The organism is Streptomyces sp. NPDC021115, from assembly GCF_044333065.1.
In the GTDB taxonomy this organism is placed as follows: Bacteria; Actinomycetota; Actinomycetes; order Streptomycetales; family Streptomycetaceae; genus Streptomyces.
Map to the genome: position 1 here is coordinate 189,044 of NZ_JBIRQF010000004.1, position 18,269 is coordinate 207,312.

At 71.5% G+C, this 18,269-nt stretch carries 16 protein-coding genes; 8 read left to right on the forward strand and 8 right to left on the reverse strand.

Annotated features, from left to right (window positions below; all coding sequences use genetic code 11):
- Window positions 1-111: 111 nt before the first annotated feature.
- Together ACH4TL_RS14790 and ACH4TL_RS14795 are read right to left on the reverse strand one after the other, a co-directional pair.
- Window positions 112-465 carry a hypothetical protein gene (locus ACH4TL_RS14790; RefSeq protein WP_398314045.1) on the reverse strand — a complete coding sequence of 118 codons (354 nt, stop codon included), beginning with the start codon at window positions 463-465 and terminating at the stop codon, window positions 112-114.
- A gap of 125 nt (window positions 466-590) precedes the next feature.
- The gene (locus ACH4TL_RS14795; RefSeq protein ID WP_398314046.1) at window positions 591-1,805 is read right to left on the reverse strand and encodes a DUF6777 domain-containing protein; all 1,215 of its coding nucleotides are present in this window, start codon (window positions 1,803-1,805) and stop codon (window positions 591-593) included.
- A gap of 305 nt (window positions 1,806-2,110) precedes the next feature.
- Here ACH4TL_RS14795 and ACH4TL_RS14800 point away from each other — a divergent pair, with 305 nt between their 5' ends.
- Window positions 2,111-3,028 carry a universal stress protein gene (locus ACH4TL_RS14800; protein WP_398314048.1) on the forward strand — a complete coding sequence of 306 codons (918 nt, stop codon included), beginning with the start codon at window positions 2,111-2,113 and terminating at the stop codon, window positions 3,026-3,028.
- Window positions 3,029-3,096: 68 nt separating this feature from the next.
- Here ACH4TL_RS14800 and ACH4TL_RS14805 read toward each other — a convergent pair whose 3' ends face one another.
- Complete coding sequence (locus ACH4TL_RS14805) at window positions 3,097-4,122, reverse strand: 6-phosphofructokinase (protein WP_398314050.1); 1,026 nt, start codon at window positions 4,120-4,122, stop codon at window positions 3,097-3,099.
- Between the two features lie 207 nt (window positions 4,123-4,329).
- Here ACH4TL_RS14805 and ACH4TL_RS14810 point away from each other — a divergent pair, with 207 nt between their 5' ends.
- From ACH4TL_RS14810 to ACH4TL_RS14825, 4 genes are all read left to right on the forward strand, one after another.
- Complete coding sequence (locus ACH4TL_RS14810; protein WP_398314052.1) at window positions 4,330-4,494, forward strand: hypothetical protein; 165 nt, start codon at window positions 4,330-4,332, stop codon at window positions 4,492-4,494.
- A gap of 196 nt (window positions 4,495-4,690) precedes the next feature.
- Window positions 4,691-5,545, forward strand: coding sequence for an RNA polymerase sigma factor SigF (locus ACH4TL_RS14815; RefSeq protein ID WP_398314054.1), 855 nt, complete (start codon window positions 4,691-4,693; stop codon window positions 5,543-5,545).
- 183 nt (window positions 5,546-5,728) lie between these two features.
- Window positions 5,729-6,559: an RNA polymerase sigma factor SigF gene (locus ACH4TL_RS14820; protein ID WP_123104616.1), complete on the forward strand. Its 831-nt coding sequence runs from the start codon at window positions 5,729-5,731 to the stop codon at window positions 6,557-6,559.
- Between the two features lie 38 nt (window positions 6,560-6,597).
- Window positions 6,598-7,503 (forward strand): hypothetical protein, encoded by a 906-nt coding sequence (locus ACH4TL_RS14825; protein ID WP_398314056.1) that lies wholly within the window; start codon window positions 6,598-6,600, stop codon window positions 7,501-7,503.
- 41 nt (window positions 7,504-7,544) lie between these two features.
- Here ACH4TL_RS14825 and ACH4TL_RS14830 read toward each other — a convergent pair whose 3' ends face one another.
- Window positions 7,545-7,745 carry a hypothetical protein gene (locus ACH4TL_RS14830; protein WP_398314058.1) on the reverse strand — a complete coding sequence of 67 codons (201 nt, stop codon included), beginning with the start codon at window positions 7,743-7,745 and terminating at the stop codon, window positions 7,545-7,547.
- Between the two features lie 210 nt (window positions 7,746-7,955).
- Here ACH4TL_RS14830 and ACH4TL_RS14835 point away from each other — a divergent pair, with 210 nt between their 5' ends.
- The 3 genes from ACH4TL_RS14835 to ACH4TL_RS14845 all read left to right on the forward strand — a co-directional run bounded on the left by ACH4TL_RS14835 (window position 7,956) and on the right by ACH4TL_RS14845 (window position 12,103).
- Window positions 7,956-8,441 (forward strand): MarR family winged helix-turn-helix transcriptional regulator, encoded by a 486-nt coding sequence (locus tag ACH4TL_RS14835; RefSeq protein ID WP_398314060.1) that lies wholly within the window; start codon window positions 7,956-7,958, stop codon window positions 8,439-8,441.
- A gap of 8 nt (window positions 8,442-8,449) precedes the next feature.
- Window positions 8,450-11,056, forward strand: a complete 2,607-nt coding sequence (locus ACH4TL_RS14840; protein WP_398314062.1) for an MFS transporter — start codon at window positions 8,450-8,452, stop codon at window positions 11,054-11,056.
- A gap of 192 nt (window positions 11,057-11,248) precedes the next feature.
- Window positions 11,249-12,103 carry a YceI family protein gene (locus tag ACH4TL_RS14845; RefSeq protein WP_398314064.1) on the forward strand — a complete coding sequence of 285 codons (855 nt, stop codon included), beginning with the start codon at window positions 11,249-11,251 and terminating at the stop codon, window positions 12,101-12,103.
- A gap of 23 nt (window positions 12,104-12,126) precedes the next feature.
- On the opposite strand, the gene ACH4TL_RS14850 is transcribed toward ACH4TL_RS14845, so the two are convergent.
- The 4 genes from ACH4TL_RS14850 to ACH4TL_RS14865 all read right to left on the reverse strand — a co-directional run bounded on the left by ACH4TL_RS14850 (window position 12,127) and on the right by ACH4TL_RS14865 (window position 18,266).
- The gene (locus ACH4TL_RS14850) at window positions 12,127-12,912 is read right to left on the reverse strand and encodes a TetR/AcrR family transcriptional regulator (protein ID WP_398314066.1); all 786 of its coding nucleotides are present in this window, start codon (window positions 12,910-12,912) and stop codon (window positions 12,127-12,129) included.
- Window positions 12,913-12,989: 77 nt separating this feature from the next.
- Window positions 12,990-14,516 carry an MFS transporter gene (locus ACH4TL_RS14855; RefSeq protein WP_398314068.1) on the reverse strand — a complete coding sequence of 509 codons (1,527 nt, stop codon included), beginning with the start codon at window positions 14,514-14,516 and terminating at the stop codon, window positions 12,990-12,992.
- Between the two features lie 172 nt (window positions 14,517-14,688).
- Window positions 14,689-16,971, reverse strand: coding sequence for an ArnT family glycosyltransferase (locus ACH4TL_RS14860; protein WP_398314070.1), 2,283 nt, complete (start codon window positions 16,969-16,971; stop codon window positions 14,689-14,691).
- Window positions 16,968-18,266 carry a glycosyltransferase gene (locus tag ACH4TL_RS14865; protein WP_398314072.1) on the reverse strand — a complete coding sequence of 433 codons (1,299 nt, stop codon included), beginning with the start codon at window positions 18,264-18,266 and terminating at the stop codon, window positions 16,968-16,970. The genes ACH4TL_RS14860 and ACH4TL_RS14865 overlap by 4 nt, the downstream gene beginning before the upstream one ends.
- Window positions 18,267-18,269: the final 3 nt, after the last annotated feature.

The window sequence follows — 18,269 nt, forward strand, 5'->3', positions numbered from 1 at the left end:
CGTCCTCCGGAGGACGCCGTCGCCTCGCCCGACGACGGCAACCCTCCGGCCGCGCTGCGCGAACTCCGGGCGATGCGCCGGGAGCCCACCACCTGAGACGGTTCGAAACGGTCAGGAGGACGGGGACGGGTCCGCGGCGTCCAGCTTCTCCAGGATCCCCTGGAGCCAGCCACGGGCGCCGCCCATGTGCAGCGCGAAGCGCGCATGGGAGAGGGGACGGGTCAGGGGATTGCGGCGGTGGGCACGCGCCGCCTTCTCCGCGGCCCTGATGGCCTTGACGGCGAAGGAGAGCCGCACTTGGAGATTCTCGGGCTCCGTGACGTCGACCAGTTCGGCGGCACAGGCGACGACCTTGTCCGCGGCGCCCTCCAGTTCGTCGGCGGCGCGGCGGATGCTGGAGGGTTCGTCGAAGGTCGTCAGCAGGTCGTGGACCTCGCGTAAGACGGCTATGGCTTCTGAGGACATGCGCACAGCATGCCGCCATCGGGCGGCCGGGGGATGGTGATCAGGGGTATGTCCCGCACCGCACCGTCCCTGGCCCGGGAGGCCGGGCCAGGGACGGCTTGCTTCTTCGTGCGCGCTCCCGAGGGCTATTGCGGGGGCGGTGGAGGCTGCTGCTGCGGGGGCTGTTGGGGCGGAGGCTGCTGGGGCGGGGGCTGCTGAGGCGGAGGCTGCTGGGGCGGAGGCTGCTGGGGCGGGGGTTGCTGCGGAGGAGGTTGCTGGGGCGGGGGTTGCTGCTGCTGGTTCTGCTGGTTCGGGTCCGTCGGCTGCTGCGGCGGGGGTTGCTGCTGGGGCTGCTGACCCGGGTCGGACGGCTGCTGCTGAGCGGGATCGGACGGCTGTTGCTGCCCGGGATCCGACGGCTGCTGGCCCGGGTCCGTGGGCTGCTGACCAGGGTCCGTCGGCTGCTCGGACGGGTCCGCCGACGGGGTCTCGGACGGAGGGATGGTCTCCAGTCCCAACGGCGAGTGGCGCTTGATCCGCTTCGGCGCCTCCGCCAGGTTCGGGGCGTTCTGCTCGCCCGGCATCGCCAGGTACTTCGGGTAGTGGGCGGGGGACAGCACCGCGTCCCGCCCCTTCTTGCCCTTGATCTCACCGATCACCCGCCGGAACAGCTCCGACTTGCCGACCGTCACCACGGTGATCCGCTTGACCGCGTCGGGGGCCGGGCGGATGACGGTGACCGCGTTACGGGAGAAGCCGGACCACTGGGGACCGGTGAACGTCAGCTCGGCGCCCTTCGCCGGGGCCGCCGCACGGATGGGGTTGCCGGAGGCGCACTTCACGACCGGCAGGCCCCGCTTGTCGACGAACACCGCGGTGCCCGCCTGGAGCACGGTGGCCGCGGGTTTCACCCGGCCCTGGTAGCCGTACGTCCTGGCGTAGGTGTCCGACCGCAGGACGACGCCGGAGAGCCGGTGGACGTAGGCCCGTATGCGCTCCGGCCGGATGTGCTGGACCTTGCTCCAGGCGGCGGCCTTCTTGGGGGACGCCGAGAGGTCGCGGATCAGCTCCCGCCGGTCGCAGGGCTGCCGCCCCGGGACCCCGGCGTAGAGCCCGGGGGTGTCGCCCTGGAAGGCCCGGCCCCCGTTGGAGGGCGACACCACATGTTTGCGGTCCTGGCCGATGGCCTGGGTGAACGCCGGTACCGAGGTCTTCCCGACCGGTTCGCGGCGGTATTCCGCCGCCGCGGCGCGCCCGGAGGGGGTGACCGTCCCCAGGACCGCCACAGCGGACACGACGACGACGGATCCGGCGGCAAGTCCTGATCGGCGCGAGGTGCGATGCCATGAGATCGAGCGCATGTCCGTTTCCCTTCCCTCGCCCTCATCCTGCGCTCGCCCCTCCTGCCGCCGCGTCCCCCGAAGTTCCGGGATCCGCCCCCACCTTCGGGGGAGTTGTCCGCCACCCCCGTCCGGCACGCCCACCCCGCAGGCCCATCGGAGAAGGCCCCCGCATACGCAGAACCGCTCCCGATCCGGTGGCCCGGACCGGGAGCGGCCGCTGCCCCTCGCGGTTCTGTGGAGGGGACTCTCCGAACATCGCGGATATTTCCCTCGTATCTAGACTAAACGCAAAACCCCATCCGCGCTCCGGGAGGGAGAAGGCGATGACCGGCCCTGTCGGCGCTGTCGGCCCTGTCGTCGCGGGCGTCGACGGCTCAGAGCGCAGCCTGGTGGCGGCGGAATGGGCCGCGCGGGAGGCCCTGCGCCGCGGGGTCGGGCTGCTGCTGGCGCACGCGTGTCCGCCGCTGCCGCGCAGGGTCTCCCCGCTGCCCGGGGTGGACGCCTGGCAGCACGTGGGCGAGCAGATGCTGCGGCAGACGGCCGACGCGTTCCGGGACCGCCACCCCGGCCTCGACGTCGAGGGGGCGCACACCGACACCGAACCCGAGCAGGCCCTGCTCGCCGCCGCGGCGGACGCCGGACTGCTGGTCGTCGGGGCCCGCGGCTGGGGCGGCTTCGACGGCCTCGCGGTCGGGTCGGTGGCGCTGCGCGTGGCGGCAACCGCGGACTGCCCCGTCGTGACCGTGCCCGACACGGCGCCGCGCGACGCGGCGGCGCGGTCGGCGGACGGGGACGAGGTGGTGGCCGGGGACGAGGTGGTGGCCGGTGTCAACGCGCACGCCCCGGCGGACGAGACGATCGGCTTCGCCTTCCGCGCCGCCCGGGAGCGGGACGCCCTGCTGCGGGTCGTGCACGCCTGGGCGCTGCCCCCGGCCTCGCCCTCCGCCTGGATGCTGACCGTGCTGGAGGAGGACCGGGGCCTGTGGGAGGACCAGGAGGGGCAGGTCGTCTCCGACGCGCTGCGGGCGTGGCGGGAGAAGTGCCCGCAGGTCGCGGTGGTGCCGGATGTGGTGCTGCTGGGCCCGGCGCAGGCGCTGGTACGGGCGTCCGAACGGGCCCGGCTGCTGGTCGTCGGGCGCCGTACGAGCCCGCGGGCGGCCGAGCGCCGCCTGGGCCCGGTCGCGCACGCGGTGCTGCACCACGCCCACTGCCCGGTGGCCGTCGTCCCGCACCCCGCCTGACCCCGGACCACCCCGCACGGCTCCGCACCGCACCGCACCGCACGGCACCGGCAATCCGCCCCCGCCCCTCAGCCGAAGAACACGCCGAACTCGGCGTAGAGCGCGGGATCGACAGTCCTGATCCCGGCCGCGGCCTCGGACAGCGGCACGCGCACGATGTCCGTACCGCGCAGCGCGACCATGACGCCGAACTCCCGCTCCATCACCGCGTCGACCGCGCGCAGCCCGAATCGGGTGGCCAGCCAGCGGTCGAAGGCGCTCGGCGTGCCGCCGCGCTGTATGTGCCCGAGCACGGTGGTGCGGGCTTCCTTGCCGGTGCGGTCGGCTATCTCGCGGGCCAGCCACTCCCCGACGCCGGACAGCCGCACATGGCCGAACGCGTCCAGCGCCGAGTCCTTGACCACCATCTGCCCCTCCTTCGGCACGGCCCCCTCCGCCACCACCACGATCGGCGCGTACCTGATCTTGAAGCGGTTCTCCACCCAGCCGCAGACCTGGTCGACGTCGAAGGGCTGCTCGGGTATGAGGATGACGTTGGCGCCGCCCGCGATGCCCGAGTACAGGGCGATCCAGCCCGCATGGCGGCCCATCACCTCGACGACCAGGGTGCGGGTGTGGGACTCGGCGGTGGTGTGCAGCCGGTCGATGGCCTCCGTGGCGATGTTGACCGCGGTGTCGAAGCCGAAGGTGCTGTCGGTGCCCGCGACGTCGTTGTCGATGGTCTTGGGCACGCCGACCACGGCGATCCCCTCGTCCGCGAGGGCCGCGGCGACCCCGAGCGTGTCCTCGCCGCCGATGGCGATCAACGCGTCCACCTCGAAATCGGTGAGCGTCTCCCGGACCCGGCGCACCCCGTCCTCACTGGCCAGCGGATTGGTGCGGGAGGAGCCGAGGATGGTCCCGCCTCGGGGCAGGATGCCGCGCACGGCCTGCACGTCCAGCGGCACGATCCCGCCGTCGAGGGCGCCGCGCCAGCCGTCCCGCACCCCGACGAAGTCGATGCCGTGCACCTCGACGCCCTTACGGACGATGCCGCGGATCGCCGCGTTCAGCCCCGGGCAGTCGCCGCCGCCGGTCAGCACCCCGACACGCATCTCCGCCTCCCTCATGAGGTCCCCCATGACCTTCGCCACCCCGCCCCTCTCCAGAGTCCACCCATCGTCGCCCGGGCGCCCACTCCACAGCTTCCGCACCTGTGGATGACCTGCCAGATGATCGGACTGGTAAGACTGATGTTCTTGCGGTGTGGATAGACTCCGCCGCGATTGCCCCAGGGGACACGGCGGGAGAGGCAGTACGAGATGGTTCAGGCGAAGAAAGTCGCGCTCTACATGCTGATCGTCTTCGTGCTGTACACGATCATCAACAGCCCGGCACGAGCGGCCGACCTCGTGCAGGTGGGGTTCGAGGGCATATCGGAGGCCGCGAAGAGCGTCGGTGACTTCATGAGCGAACTGGTCAACTGACCCGCCGCCCGGGCCGGGCACCCGGGTGACCGTCGGCTCGCCCTTCCGAGTACCGACCCGGGTACCGACGGAAGCGCCTGCCCCACTATGGGGCAATTTCGCCACCAACACGTAGTAAAGCGGTGCTTGCACACAGTGCACATGTCTTGTGATGCTATGACCGCTTTGCCGGGTGAGTACATCGTGAAGGGGTGGCGTGACCGTGTCGGCCCGTACCGCGCCCAGAACCCCGCCCCGAGGCGATGGCGGCAGAGGTGACGGCGGCAGCGAGAGCGGCAGAAGCCGCGGGGCTGACGCCAGAGCCCTCACCCAGGTGCTCTTCGCCGAGCTGTCCGGCCTCACCCCCGGCACCCCCGAGCACAACCGGGTGCGCGATGCGCTGATCGAGGCCAATCTGCCGCTGGTCCGCTACGCCGCCGCCCGCTTCCGCAGCCGCAACGAGCCCATGGAGGACGTGATCCAGGTCGGCACGATCGGCCTGATCAACGCGATCGACCGGTTCGACCCGCAGCGCGGCGTCCAGTTCCCGACCTTCGCGATGCCGACCGTCGTCGGCGAGATCAAGCGCTACTTCCGGGACAACGTCCGCACCGTGCACGTACCGCGCCGGCTGCACGAGCTGTGGGTGCAGGTGAACGGCGCGACCGAGGACCTGACGGTGCTGCACGGCCGCTCGCCCACCACCGCCGAGATCGCCGAACGGCTGGGCCTGGGCGAGGACGAGGTGCTGGCCTGCATCGAGGCCGGGCGCTCGTACCACGCCACCTCCCTGGAAGCCGCCCAGGAGGGCGACGGGCTGCCGGGACTGGTCGACCGGCTCGGCTACGAGGACCCTGCGCTCGCCGGAGTCGAGCACCGCGACTTGGTGCGCCACCTCCTCGTACAACTGCCCGAGCGCGAGCAGCGTATCCTTTTGCTCCGTTACTACAGCAATCTGACTCAATCTCAGATCAGCGCGGAGTTGGGTGTCTCGCAGATGCATGTGTCCCGGCTGCTGTCCCGCAGCTTCGCCCGGCTGCGATCCGCAAATCGGATCGAACCGTCGTCGTGACGAGGGACCCCCGCCCCGCCCCTTCGGCGCTGTAATGTCGACATGGCGCTACAGCGTGTTGCCGACATGTGACATTCTGCTGGAGTCGCGTTTGCCGCGGCCCGACCTCCGGTATTGAGGGGGAGGCTGCGCTGAACGCTTCAGAGCGCAACTGGGATCCGTCCGCGACCTCAAGGGGGTGGCATGTCCGTAGAACTGGGCAGCTCGAAGGTGCTCACCAACGACGCACCGCACGTGCTTGACGACTGCGACGCCATCGACACCCGCACCCTCTCCCGCTCCCTCTTTCTGCGGCTCGCCGCACTCGACCGGGACAGCGAGGAAGCGGGCTACGTACGGGACACCCTCATCGAGCTGAACCTTCCGCTGGTGCGCTACGCGGCGGCCCGGTTCCGCAGCCGCAACGAGCCGATGGAGGACATCGTCCAGGTCGGCACGATCGGCCTGATCAAGGCGATCGACCGTTTCGACTGCGAACGGGGCGTGGAGTTCCCGACCTTCGCGATGCCGACCGTCGTCGGCGAGATCAAGCGCTTCTTCCGCGACACCAGCTGGTCGGTGCGCGTCCCGCGGCGGCTCCAGGAGCTGCGGCTGGCGCTGACGAAGGCCAGCGACGAGCTGTCCCAGAGCCTCGACCGCTCCCCGACCGTCACCGAGCTGGCCACGGCGCTCGGCGTCTCCGAGGAGGACGTGGTCGACGGGCTCGCGGTCGGCAACGCCTACACCGCGTCCTCGCTGGACTCCCCCTCCCCGGAGGACGAGGGCGGCGAAGGCTCCCTAGCCGACCGGCTCGGGTACGAGGACAGCGCCCTGGAGGGCGTGGAGTACCGCGAGTCGCTGAAGCCGCTCCTCGCCAAACTGCCCCCGCGCGAGCGCCAGATCATCATGCTCCGCTTCTTCGCCAACATGACGCAGTCCCAGATCGGCGAGGAGGTCGGGATCTCTCAGATGCACGTCTCCCGGCTGCTCACCCGGACCCTGGCCCAGCTGCGCGAGGGACTCATCGCGGACTGACCCTGTACTCCTGACGGGCCGTCAGCCACACTGGCCCGATGCGACCCGCAGGGAGCCGGACAACGGGCCGCCGAGGCACGGCGATCGCCGCCTCGGCGGCCGCGCTGTGCCTGGGTGCGCTGCTCAGCGGCTGCGCCGGGAGCGGCGAGGGCCATGTCGCGACCGGAGCGGCCGGACCGGGTGACGGGCGGGCCCCGACGAAGGCCGTCCCCCCGAAGGGCGGCGTGGACCTGGTGCCGCTGGACCAGCCCGGCCAGGACAGCCCCTCCGGCGAGCCACGCGGCACGGACGGAAAGAGCGGGACCCCGGGGACACCCGGCGCGGACGACGCGGACGGCACGTCCCCCGCGCCCGGACCCGGCACGGGGTCCGGCGCCGCATCCGGTACGTACGCGCCCGCACCATCGGCGTCATCGCGTCCCCCGGCCTCCGGCGCAGCGGGCACGGGCGAACAGGACGGAAGCGGCGACACGGGCCCCGGTGACGGACGTACGAACGGCGAGCCCGCCCCCTCGACCACGCCCGGCGGCGCGTCCCCCTCGCCCACCACGCCCAGCGGACCGGCCGCCCTGAAGGTCGGCGACCCCGAGCGCACGGCGACCGACGAGCGCTGGTGCGAGAAGGTGACCGTCGAGTTCCGCAACACCGGCGGCCTGCCCGTCATATCGGGCACGGTGACGCTGTCGACGCATGTCATCGACGCGCTCGGGCTCGACTGGGCGACGCTGGAATCGAAGCGGAAGCTGCCCGCGCCGATCGGCGCGGGTCAGAAGCGGGTGCGGACCTGGAACGTGTGCGTGGACGCCTGGCGGGTACCCCTGGGCATGTACATCGAGACCAGGGACGTCTCGGTCGACTGGAAGCCGTGGAAGCCTCCGAAGCCGAAGCCGAAACCTTCGAAGACTCCGAAGGCCCCGAACTCCGGGACCCCCGAGGTGTCGTGAAGGTCTGACAGGTCCCGGGGCAGATCCCGGGGATCGACGGATCAGCCCAGGGCCAGCCAGGCCACCGCCGCGACGATGACGATCGCGGCGACCACGCCGACGATCACACCGACCCGCGAGCCGCCGCTGGATGGAGCGGCGGCCTGCGGCTGCCGTCCGCCCTCGTCGACGAACGCGCGGAACATCTGGGTGGAGCCGGCCGGATCGTGGTTGCCGTTGGGGCTCTGCGGGTTGTTCGCCATGGGCCCAGACCCTAGCGAACGCGCGGATTCCCGCCCACCCCTGGGTCACTCGAGGCACCTCACACCTCAGCGGCCCCATTTGACCGATAAGAGGACAAGCCTTTAAGGGGAATTTACTACTCAACCCACCCCATCATTTGCCTGTAGCAACTAACTTCTTCTATGGTTGCCTTAAGCAACCTAAAGTCAAGAACGTCAAGGAGGTGTGCGATGGCAGCGCAGAGTCAGTACGAAGAGCTGGCCCGCCAGCTCAGCGCCATCGGCACCGTCAAGCGCGGCCTGGGGCGGGCGCTGCCCGCCGACTGCCAAGCCGGCTCGGCCGTCGTCCTCATGCTCCTCGACCGCTACGGCGAGATGCGCATGAGCAAACTCGCCGAGCTGCTGGACATCGACATGTCGGTCACCAGCCGCCATGTGGCCCATGTCGCCGAGCGCGGCTGGGTGGACCGCAAGCCCGATCCGCTCGACCGGCGCTCGCGGCTGCTGAGCATCAACGCGAGCGGGCTGAAGCTGCTCAGCCAGGTCTCCGAGCGCTACACGGAGGCACTCGCGAGCTGTCTGAGCGACTGGTCGGACGACGACATCGGCCGCCTCAATGAACTTCTCGCCCGGCTGCGGACGAGCTTCGGTGACACCCGGCACCGGACCCCGTCGCACCAGGCCGAGTGCACCACCCGTACACCTTCGCAAAGTTAAGGACATTCATGGCATCGACCACACCGGACGGCGGTGTGCGGGGACCCGCGGGGCACCCCGCCCACGCCAAGCACGACGGAGGAGGACACGGCCGCCACGGCCACGGCTCCGACGGCGCGGCACCGATGACGCATCGGCAGATCATGGAGGCGCTGTCCGGGCTGCTGCTCGGCATGTTCGTCGCGATCCTGTCGTCGACCATCGTCTCCGCCGCACTACCCAAGATCATCGCCGATCTCAACGGCAGCCAGTCCTCCTACACCTGGGTGGTCACCGCGACGCTGCTGGCCATGACGGCCACCACCCCGCTGTGGGGCAAGCTCGCCGACCTCTTCAGCAAGAAGCTGCTGGTCCAGATAGCCCTGCTGATCTATGTCGCGGGCTCGGTGGTCGCCGGTCTGTCGCAGAACACCGGCATGCTGATCGCCTGCCGCGTGGTCCAGGGCGTCGGCGTCGGCGGTCTGTCCGCACTGGCCCAGATCGTCATGGCCGCGATGATCTCCCCGCGCGAGCGCGGCCGCTACAGCGGCTACCTCGGCGCGACGTTCGCCGTCGCGACCGTCGGCGGTCCGCTGCTGGGCGGCGTGATCACCGACACCGACTGGCTGGGCTGGCGCTGGTGCTTCTACGTCGGCGTGCCGTTCGCGGTCATCGCGCTGATCGTGCTCCAGAAGACCCTGAAGCTCCCGGTCGTGAAGCGGGACGTCAAGGTCGACTGGGGAGGCGCGTTCTTCATCAGCGCCGCGGTCTCGCTGCTGCTGATCTGGGTGACCTTCGCCGGTGACAAGTACGACTGGCTCTCCTGGCAGACCTACGCGATGGTCGGCGGCGCGGTCGTGCTCGGCCTGCTCTTCGTCCTGATCGAGTCCAAGGCGAGCGAACCGATCATTCCGCTGCGGCTCTTCCGCAACAAGACGATCACTCTCGCCTCGCTGGCGTCCCTCTTCGTCGGTATCTCGATGTTCGTCGGCACCGTCTTCTTCAGCCAGTACTTCCAGCTGGCGCGCGGTAAGACGCCGACGATGTCCGGCCTCATGACCATCCCGATGATCGGTGGCCTGTTCGTCTCCTCGACCATCTCCGGTCAGATCATCACCAAGACAGGTCGCTGGAAGGCATGGCTGGTCACCGGCGGTGCGCTGGTGACCGCGGGCCTCGGGCTGCTGGGCACCATCCGGTACGACACCCCGTACTGGCACATGTCGATCTACATGGCGCTCATGGGCCTCGGCATCGGCATGATGATGCAGAACCTGGTCCTGGCCACGCAGAACCAGGTGGCCCCGCAGGACCTCGGCGCGGCCAGCTCCGTCGTCACCTTCTTCCGCTCCCTCGGCGGTGCGGTCGGCGTCTCGGCGCTCGGCGCGGTGCTCGCCAACCGGGTCACCCACTACGTCAAGGACGGCCTCGCCGAGCTGGGCCCCAAGGGCCAGGCGATGGGCCACGGCGGCACCGGCGGCGGGGGCATCCCCGATGTGCAGGCACTGCCGCAGCCGATGCGCACGATCATGGAGAGCGCCTACGGGCACGGCATCGGGGACGTCTTCCTGTACGCCGCTCCGGCCGCGCTGCTCGCCTTCCTGCTCACCCTCTTCATCAAGGAGGTCGCGCTGCGCACCAACACCGGCTCGGCGCCGTCCGCCGAGACCGCCGCGCCGGAGACCGCCCCCGCGGCGGCCGCCGCGGAGACCGGCCCCGACCGGACCGAGGAGCGGGAGCCCGCCCTGGTGGGCGCCCCGGCCGCCGATCTGTCCACCTCGGACTCCGGCCGCGCCCCGGCCGCCGCGGTCCCCGCGCAGCGCCTGGCGGCGTACGCCTCGGCCGCTGACGGCGGAGCCGGACACCAGCCCCGGCAGGGCGTGCACGGTTTCGTGCGGAACGCGGAGGGCGGCGCCGTGCCGCGCGCCGCGGTGACGCTGATCTCGCTCTCGGGGCGGCAGCTCGGCCGCTCGGTGGCGCACACCGACGGCTCGTACGCCCTGGACGCCCCGGGCTCCGGCTCGTACGTGCTGATCGCGGCCGCCGACGGGCACCAGCCGCAGGCCTCCACGGTCGTCGTCGGCGACGAACCGCTCGGCTTCGACATCGTGCTGTCGGCCACCAGCGGTCTTGTGGGCACCGTGCGCGGCGCCGAGGACGGGCAGCCGGTGGATGCGGCGATGGTCGTGGTCACCGATGTCCGCGGTGAGGTGCTGGCCACCGGCAAGACCGGTGAGCGGGGCGAGTTCAGCTTCGAGGAGCTGGTCGCCGGAACCTTCACGGTCGCGGTGAACGCGCCCGGCCACCGGCCCGCCGCGCTGCCCGTCGAGGTCGGCTCCCAGGGCCTGACCCGGCTGGAGATCGCGCTCCAGGCCGGTGCCCGGGTGCAGGGCACCGTACGGGCCGGGGCCGACAGGCGCCCGCTGCCCGACGCGCGGGTCACGCTGGTCGACGCGGCCGGGAACGTGGTCGCCACCGCCACCACCGGGGAGGACGGCGCGTACGCCTTCACCGACCTGGACGCGGGCGACTACACGGTCATCGCGAGCGGCTACCCGCCGGTCGCGGGCAGCCTGACGGTCGCCGGGCAGGGGATCGACGGACACGACGTCGAGCTCGCCCACCCCGGCGACTGAGAACCCCGGGACCGGGGGCGTGCGCAGAGCGGAGACGCGCCCCCGGCCCCGGCCCGGGCGGCGCATTCCGCCGGACCCGGAACCCGGCGCCGGGCAGCGGTGTACATCAGGCAGGGGACGGCCTCACATCGCTGCCCGGTCCGGGCGCGAAGACCACAGCACCACGCACGGGAGCAGGAGACGACGGACGGCATGACGACCACTGGGGCAGGAGCAGGCGGGGGAGCGGGGCTGCGCGCCCGGATCCTCACCCGCGACGGATGGGCGGTGCAGCACGCGGTGCTGACCGTCACCGACATGACGGGCGGGCAGGTGCTGCGCGCCCAGGCCGGCGAGGACGGTTCGGTGCGCGGCGAGGAGCCGCTGCCGCCCGGTCCGTACACGGTGATCGCCACCGCGGTGGGGTACGCACCGGTGGCGTCGACCGCGATCGTCACGGCGGCCGGGCGCGCCGATGTGGGCACGCTGGTGCTGGCCCGGCAGGGCGGGGTGGAGCTGCCGCCGCCCGGGGCGTGGACGCTGGATCCCGCGCATTCGACCGTGGGGGCCGTCGCGCAGCATCTGGGGATCTCCAGCGTGCACGGGCGGTTCACCGACTTCGGCGGCCGGATCGAGATCGCCGAGGACATCGAGAAGTCCAGGGTCGAGGCGGTGATCCAGGCGGCCAGCATCGACACCGGGAACGAGATGCGGGACGGCCACCTGAAGTCGCCGGACTTCCTGAACGTGGAGCAGTTCCCCGTCCTCACCTACCAGAGCACGCATCTGAGCGCGGCCGGTCCTGACCGGTGGACGGTGCACGGTGAGCTGTCCATGCACGGTGTCGTGCGGGACGTGGATCTGGAGCTGACCTATCTGGGCACCGGCCCCGACCCCTGGGGCGGGGTGCGGGCGGCCTTCAGGGCGACCGCGGAGCTGCGCCGCGAGGACTTCGCGATGAACTACAACCAGGTGGTCGCGGCGGGCATCGCGGCAATCGGTACCACCTTGCGGGTGGAGCTGGACATACAGGCCGTCCAGGGCGAGGAGCTTCCGGCGGCGGCATGACCGCCGTGGCGCCCGCTCGCGGGCTAGGGGGCGTCCCGCAGGGCCTCGATACCGGCGATCGCGAAGTCCAGAGCGGTGGTGAACTCCCGCTCGCGCATCTCCTCGACGATCTGTCCGCGGCTGGCTTCCATGGTCCTGCGCGACTCGTCGAACTCGGGGCGGTCCTCGACCGAGCTCATCACCTCCTGGAACAGCTCGTCCTGGGTGACCCCCAGCGTCCGGCAAAGGGCGGAGAAGCGGCCCTCGATGGTGCTGAAGCCGTAGACGAACTGGTAGACGAGGGCGAGCGCGCTGGTGATCTTCTCGTCCGGCAGCCCGCTGGTGCGCATCACCCGCTGGGCGGCGGTGGAGAAGGCCATCGCGTTCGGCCCGATGTTGAAGTACTCCCCCATCAGCGGGGACAGCCAGGGGTGGCGCACCAGCACGTCGCGGTATTCGGACGTGAGTTGGCGCAGCTGCTCGCGCCAGTCCCGGGGCTCGGTGGGCAGCTGGTCCGGCTCCCCGGCGGCCTGGACGGCCTCCCCGGGGAGGGCGACCTCCCCTATGGCTGCGTCGAGGGCGAGTTCGAGCAGATGGTCCTTGGTCTCCACGTACCAGTAGACCGACATGGCGGTGACGCCCAGCTCCGCCGCCAGCCGGCGCATGGAGAAGCCCGCCAGCCCCTCGGCGTCCAGCAGCCGGACGGTCGCCGCGATGATCTTCACATGGTCGAGACCGACCGGCTGCTGGTCGCCCTTGCGCTTGGGGGCCTTGCGCTCGGAGAGCCAGACGCTGGACCGCGGGCGGGTGACACGGCTGCCGGTTGCCATGGCGGCTCTCCTTCTGCGCTGCGCTGCTGCCGCGTATCAGGCGGACAGGATGCGCGACGGGTCATACACGTCCGATGCTATGCCGCCGGAGCCGCCTCTGAAGATCGTTCGGCCCGGCGGAGCAGCACCGCGGCCAGCACCCCACCGGCGAGCACGGCCGCCGCGCCGACCAGCTGGCTGCTCTCCACCCCGGAGGTGAAGGCGTCCAGGACGGCCGCCCGGTCCTCGGGGGTACGGGCCGCGCCGAGGGCGGCCGGAAGCGAACCGGCTCCGGCGGCGGCCGCGGGCAGCAGTGAGCCGAAGCGGGAGTTCAGCACCGCGCCCAGGACCGCGACGCCGAGCCCGTTGCCGCATTCGGTGAGGGTGCCGTTGACGCCCGCGCCCACCCCGGCCTTCTCCGGCGGGATCGCCGACATGATGGCGTTAGCCATGGCGGGCATGGCCAGCGCGATACCGGCCCCCATCACCACCAGGCCCAGCAGCATCCCGCCGTAGCCGTCCGCGCCGAGGACCGCGATCAGCGCGAGGCCGAGCGCGAGCATCCCCATCCCGGTGACGATCGTCAGCGGCGTGCCGAGCTTCGGCAGCAGCCGGGCCCCGGCACCGGTGAGGTTGAGCGCCACGATCACCAGGGCGAGCGGCGCGGTGCGCAGCCCCGCGTCCAGCGCGTCGTAGCCGAGCACGAACTGGAGGTGCTGGGTGAGCAGGAAGAGCGAGCCGCCCATGCCGAAGGCGACGAGGATGCCGCCGGCCACGGCGCCGACGAAGCGGCGGTCCCGGAAGAAGTGCATGTCCAGCATGGGATACGGAATATGACGCTCCCACAGTGCGAAGCCGGTCAGCACCACCACCCCGACGAAGGCGGACAACAGCACCCGCAGCGAGGTCCAGCCGTGCTCGGGCCCCGCGATGATCGCGTAGACGACGCCGGTCATGCCGACCGTGGAGAGCAGCGCGCCCAGCAGATCGGGCCGGTCGCCGACGGGATTCTTGGACTCGGGCACGAGCCAGACCACGGCGACCAGGCCCAGCAGCGCGACGGGGATGTTGATCAGGAAGATCGAACCCCACCAGAAGTGGTTCAGCAGGCTGCCGCCGATGAGCGGTCCCGCGGCGAAGCCGAGCGAGCTGACCCCGCCCCATACGCCGATCGCCTTGGTGCGCTCGGTGTCGTCGAAGATCTGCACCACGACCGCGAGCGTGGTGGTCATGAGCAGCGCGCCGCCGATCCCCATCCCGGCACGGGCGGCGATCAGCTGACCCGCCCCCTGCGCCAGCGACGCGATCAGCGAGCCCACGCCGAACAGAGCGAGCCCCGCGACCAGCATCTTCTTCCGGCCGTAGCGGTCGGCGGCGTTGCCCGCGCTCAGCAGCAGCCCGGACTGGACCAGGGAGTAGGCGCTGATCATCCACTGGATGTCGGCGGTGCTCGCGTCCATCTCCCGGGCCAGGGAGGGGACCGCCACATTGAGGATCGTGTTGTCCAGCAGCACGGTGAGCTGCGCGAGGCAGATCACGGCGAGGATCAGCCAGCGCTGTGGATGGCCACCGGTGGTGGTGCCGGGCGGCGCGGCGGGTCCGGTATCGGCGGTCGGGGCCGTCATGGGCACTCCAGGGAGACGTTTGTACGGTGCGGGGCCGGGTGTTTGCCTTACACCGTACGAGAACCGCTCTACGCCGTACAGCTAATTTCCGTGTCCGTACGCCCATACGAGTACGGGCCGGCGGCCGCGGGGGGAACCCGGCCACCGGCCCGTACGGACGGGACTGAAGGCGTCAGCTGGAGGACTTCTTCTGCGTCAGGTCATAGAGCGTGGTGCTGCCCACGGTGACCTTCTTGTAGTTCGCCTCGACCCAGGTGGTGATCTTGGAGGAGGTGCCGTTGCTGCCACCGCCCGGACCGCCGCCCATGCCGGTGCCCGAGGACAGGAAGTAGTGGATCTTCCCCTGCTTCACATACTCCTTGAACTGGGCGAGGGTCGGCGACGGGTCGCTGCCGTTGAAGCCGCCGATGGCCATCACCGGGTCCTGGGTGGCGAGCTGGTAGCTCGCGGCGTTCTGCGAGCCGATGGCCGCCGCGACCCAGGTGTAGTCACCGGCGTTCTTCTCCAGCTTCGCCTTCACCTTGGCGTTGACCTGCTGGCCGTTGAGCAGCCCGCCCATGCCGCCGCCGCCCATACCGCGTCGGCCGCCTTCGGCCGTGCCGCCGGGCATCATGCCGGGCTGACCGTTCCGGCTCTGGCTCCGGCCGTTGCCCTGGCCCTGCTGGCCCTGCTGGCCCTGGCCTTGGGCCTGGGCGTTGCCGTTGCGGTTGGTGTTGCCGTTGCCGTTCTGCTGCGGCTGGCCGCCGCCGGGACCGCCGCCCGGCATGCCCTGCCCCTGCTGGCCTTGGCCTTGCTGACCCTGCTGACCGCCTTGCATTCCCGGCGGGCCGCCCATGCGTCCGCCGCCGGGGCGGCCGCCGCCCGGGCCGCCCATGCCGCCCGACACCGTCGGACCGGCCGTGATGATCGAGCCGCTCTTCGGCGTCTCCACCGTGTTCAGCGTGTACGCCACCGGCCCGGCCAGCGACGCCGCGAGACCGAGCGCGGCCACGCCCAGCGCGAGCGCCCGCCCCAGCCGCGCCGCGAACAGCAGCCCGGCCGCGGCCGCGAGACCGGCGATCAGCACCGCCCAGCGCAGCCACGGGTGCCAGTCCGCGGACCGGCCCAGCAGCACGTACGACCAGTAGGCCGTGACCGCGACCGTGACGGCGAGCACCACCGAGGCCACGGTGCCGACGCGGCCCTCGGCCTGCCGCCGCCGCTCCCACAGCATCGTCGCGCCCATGCCCACGATCGCCGCGATGTAGGGCGCGAGGGCGATGTTGTAGTACTGGTGGAAGATCCCGGACATGAAGCTGAACGTCGCGAACGTCATCAGCAGCGCCCCGCCCCAGACCAGGAACGCCGCGCGCTGGGTGTCCGTCCGCTTGGCCCGCCAGGTCAGCCAGAGCCCCGCCACCAGCAGGATGAACGCCGCGGGCAGCAGCCAGGCGATCTGACCGCCCATGTCGGAGCCGAAGAGCCGGTCGATGCCGGTCTCGCCCCACATCCCGCCGCCACCGCCACCGCCGCCGCGCGCACCACCGCCGCCGACGCTGCCGGTCTCGTTGCCGTTGATCCGGCCCAGGCCGTTGTAGCCGAAGGTCAGCTCCAGGAAGCTGTTGTTCTGCGAGCCGCCGATGTACGGCCGGGACGACGCGGGCCACAGCTCGACGATCGCGACCCACCAGCCGCCGGAGACCACCATCGCGAGCCCGGCGAGCAGCAGTTGCCCGATGCGGCGGCCGAGCTTCGCCGGGGCGCACACCGCGTACACCACGGCGAGCGGCGGCAGGATCAGCCACGCCTGGAGCGTCTTGGTGAGGAAGCCCAGGCCGAAGCAGACTCCGGCCAGCACCAGCCACTTCGTCCGGGCGTCCTCCAGCGCGCGCAGCACGCAGTAGACGGCCGCGGCCATGAGCAGGCACAGCAGCGCGTCGGGGTTGTTGAAGCGGAACATCAGCGCCGCGACCGGGGTCACCGCGAGCGCGCCGCCCGCGATAAGCCCGGCGGCCGCGCTGAACCTGCGGCGCACCGCCGCGTAGAGCACGCCGACCGTCGCGACGCCCATCAGCGCCTCGGGGACGAGGATCGCCCAGGAGGAGAGGCCGAAGAGGCGCACCGAGAGGGCCATCGGCCACAGCGCGGCCGGGGGCTTGTCGACGGTGATGGAGTTCGCGGCGTCCGAGGAGCCGAAGAAGAACGCCTTCCAGCTTTCGCTGCCCGCCTGCACGGCGGCCGAGTAGAACTGGTTCGCATAGCCGGAGGCGCCCAGGCTCCACACGTAGAGCACGGTGGTCACGGCGAGCAGGGCCCACAGCGCGGGCCGCGCCCAGCGCGGGTCCTCGGGGCGGCCCCGCCAGGCCCGTGCCAGGCGCGAGCCGCCGGGAGCGGCGGGCGCGACGCGGGGAGCGGTGGCGGGCGGGGTGGCGGGCGGGGGACCGGCTTCCCGGGTGCCGTAGTCGTACGTCGTCATCGGTTGGTCCTCGGGTCGTGGTCGGTGGTGGCTCCGCTGTCCGACGGGAAGACCCAGGCCCGGAAGAGCAGGAAGCGCAGTACGGTCGCGGCCAGGTTGGCCGCGATGAGCACGGCCAGTTCGGTGCCGTGCGAGGGGGATCCGGGGGCGGCGTCGAGGGCGGCCAGGGAGCCGCTGGTCAGCACGAGGCCGATACCGAAGACGACGAGCCCCTGGGCCTGGTGGCGGATGGCCCGATCCCGGCCGCGGACGCCGAAGGTGAGCCTCCGGTTGGCCGCGGTGTTGCCGAGCGCGGACAGCAGAAGCGCCAGCGCGTTGGCCACCTGGGGGCCCGTACCGAGCCGGAAGAGCGTGTACAGCGCGAGATAGACGAGCGTGGACAGCCCGCCCACCACGCAGAACCCGACGAGCTGGCGGGCCAGTCCGCCCGGCACGCCGCTCAGTTCCCGGTCCCGCGGATCGTCACCGAACGGGCGGCGCAGCCGGTCCAGCGGGAGCCCGCCGGTGGCCAGCGCGCGCCCCACCCGCCAGACGCCCTTCAGGTCGTCGGTGGCCGTCTTCACGATGTGCACCGTGCTGTTCGGGTCGTCGACCCAGTCCACCGGCACCTCGTGGATGCGCAGCCCCGCCCGCTCGGCGAGCACCAGCATCTCGGTGTCGAAGAACCACCCGGTGTCCTCGACCATCGGCAGCAGCCGCTCCGCGACGTCCTTGCGGATCGCCTTGAAGCCGCACTGGGCATCGGAGAACCGGGCCGCCAGACTGCCGCGCAGGATCAGGTTGTACGCGCGCGAGATGAACTCCCGCTTGGTGCCGCGTACGACGCGCGAGCTGCGCGCGAGACGCGACCCGATCGCCAGGTCCGAGTGGCCGGAGATCAGCGGGGCCACCAGCGGAAACAGCGCGTTGAGGTCGGTGGACAGATCGACGTCCATATAGGCGAGCACCGGCGCCTCGGACAGCGTCCATACGGTGCGCAGCGCCCGCCCGCGGCCCTTCTGCTCCAGCCGGACCGCCGTCACCGCCTCGATCGTGTCGTCCAGATAGGCCGCCACATGGGGCGTGCGGTCCGTACTGGCGTTGTCCGCGATGGTGATCCGGAAGGGGTAGGGGAAGGTGCGCGTCAGATGGTCGTGCAGCCGTCGCACACACCGCTCGAGGTCCGCCTCCTCGTTGTAGACGGGGATCACGACGTCGAGCGCCGGACGGCTGCGGTCGACCACGATGTGCCGCCGCGCGGGCAAGGTCTGGAGGGGTGTCTCGGGCGGCGCCTCGAGAGGGGTGTCGGTTCGCATGGA

Excerpts from the sequence above, each read along its gene's own strand:
- ACH4TL_RS14790 (WP_398314045.1), bottom strand. The coding sequence starts at position 465 with ATGTCCTCAGAAGCCATAGCCGTCTTACGCGAGGTCCACGACCTGCTG.
- ACH4TL_RS14795 (WP_398314046.1), bottom strand. The coding sequence starts at position 1,805 with ATGCGCTCGATCTCATGGCATCGCACCTCGCGCCGATCAGGACTTGCC.
- ACH4TL_RS14800 (WP_398314048.1), top strand. The coding sequence starts at position 2,111 with ATGACCGGCCCTGTCGGCGCTGTCGGCCCTGTCGTCGCGGGCGTCGAC.
- ACH4TL_RS14805 (WP_398314050.1), bottom strand. The coding sequence starts at position 4,122 with ATGCGTGTCGGGGTGCTGACCGGCGGCGGCGACTGCCCGGGGCTGAAC.
- ACH4TL_RS14810 (WP_398314052.1), top strand. The coding sequence starts at position 4,330 with ATGGTTCAGGCGAAGAAAGTCGCGCTCTACATGCTGATCGTCTTCGTG.
- ACH4TL_RS14820 (WP_123104616.1), top strand. The coding sequence starts at position 5,729 with ATGTCCGTAGAACTGGGCAGCTCGAAGGTGCTCACCAACGACGCACCG.
- ACH4TL_RS14825 (WP_398314056.1), top strand. The coding sequence starts at position 6,598 with ATGCGACCCGCAGGGAGCCGGACAACGGGCCGCCGAGGCACGGCGATC.
- ACH4TL_RS14830 (WP_398314058.1), bottom strand. The coding sequence starts at position 7,745 with ATGGCGAACAACCCGCAGAGCCCCAACGGCAACCACGATCCGGCCGGC.
- ACH4TL_RS14835 (WP_398314060.1), top strand. The coding sequence starts at position 7,956 with ATGGCAGCGCAGAGTCAGTACGAAGAGCTGGCCCGCCAGCTCAGCGCC.
- ACH4TL_RS14840 (WP_398314062.1), top strand. The coding sequence starts at position 8,450 with ATGGCATCGACCACACCGGACGGCGGTGTGCGGGGACCCGCGGGGCAC.
- ACH4TL_RS14845 (WP_398314064.1), top strand. The coding sequence starts at position 11,249 with ATGACGACCACTGGGGCAGGAGCAGGCGGGGGAGCGGGGCTGCGCGCC.
- ACH4TL_RS14850 (WP_398314066.1), bottom strand. The coding sequence starts at position 12,912 with ATGGCAACCGGCAGCCGTGTCACCCGCCCGCGGTCCAGCGTCTGGCTC.
- ACH4TL_RS14855 (WP_398314068.1), bottom strand. The coding sequence starts at position 14,516 with ATGACGGCCCCGACCGCCGATACCGGACCCGCCGCGCCGCCCGGCACC.
- ACH4TL_RS14860 (WP_398314070.1), bottom strand. The coding sequence starts at position 16,971 with ATGACGACGTACGACTACGGCACCCGGGAAGCCGGTCCCCCGCCCGCC.
- ACH4TL_RS14865 (WP_398314072.1), bottom strand. The coding sequence starts at position 18,266 with ATGCGAACCGACACCCCTCTCGAGGCGCCGCCCGAGACACCCCTCCAG.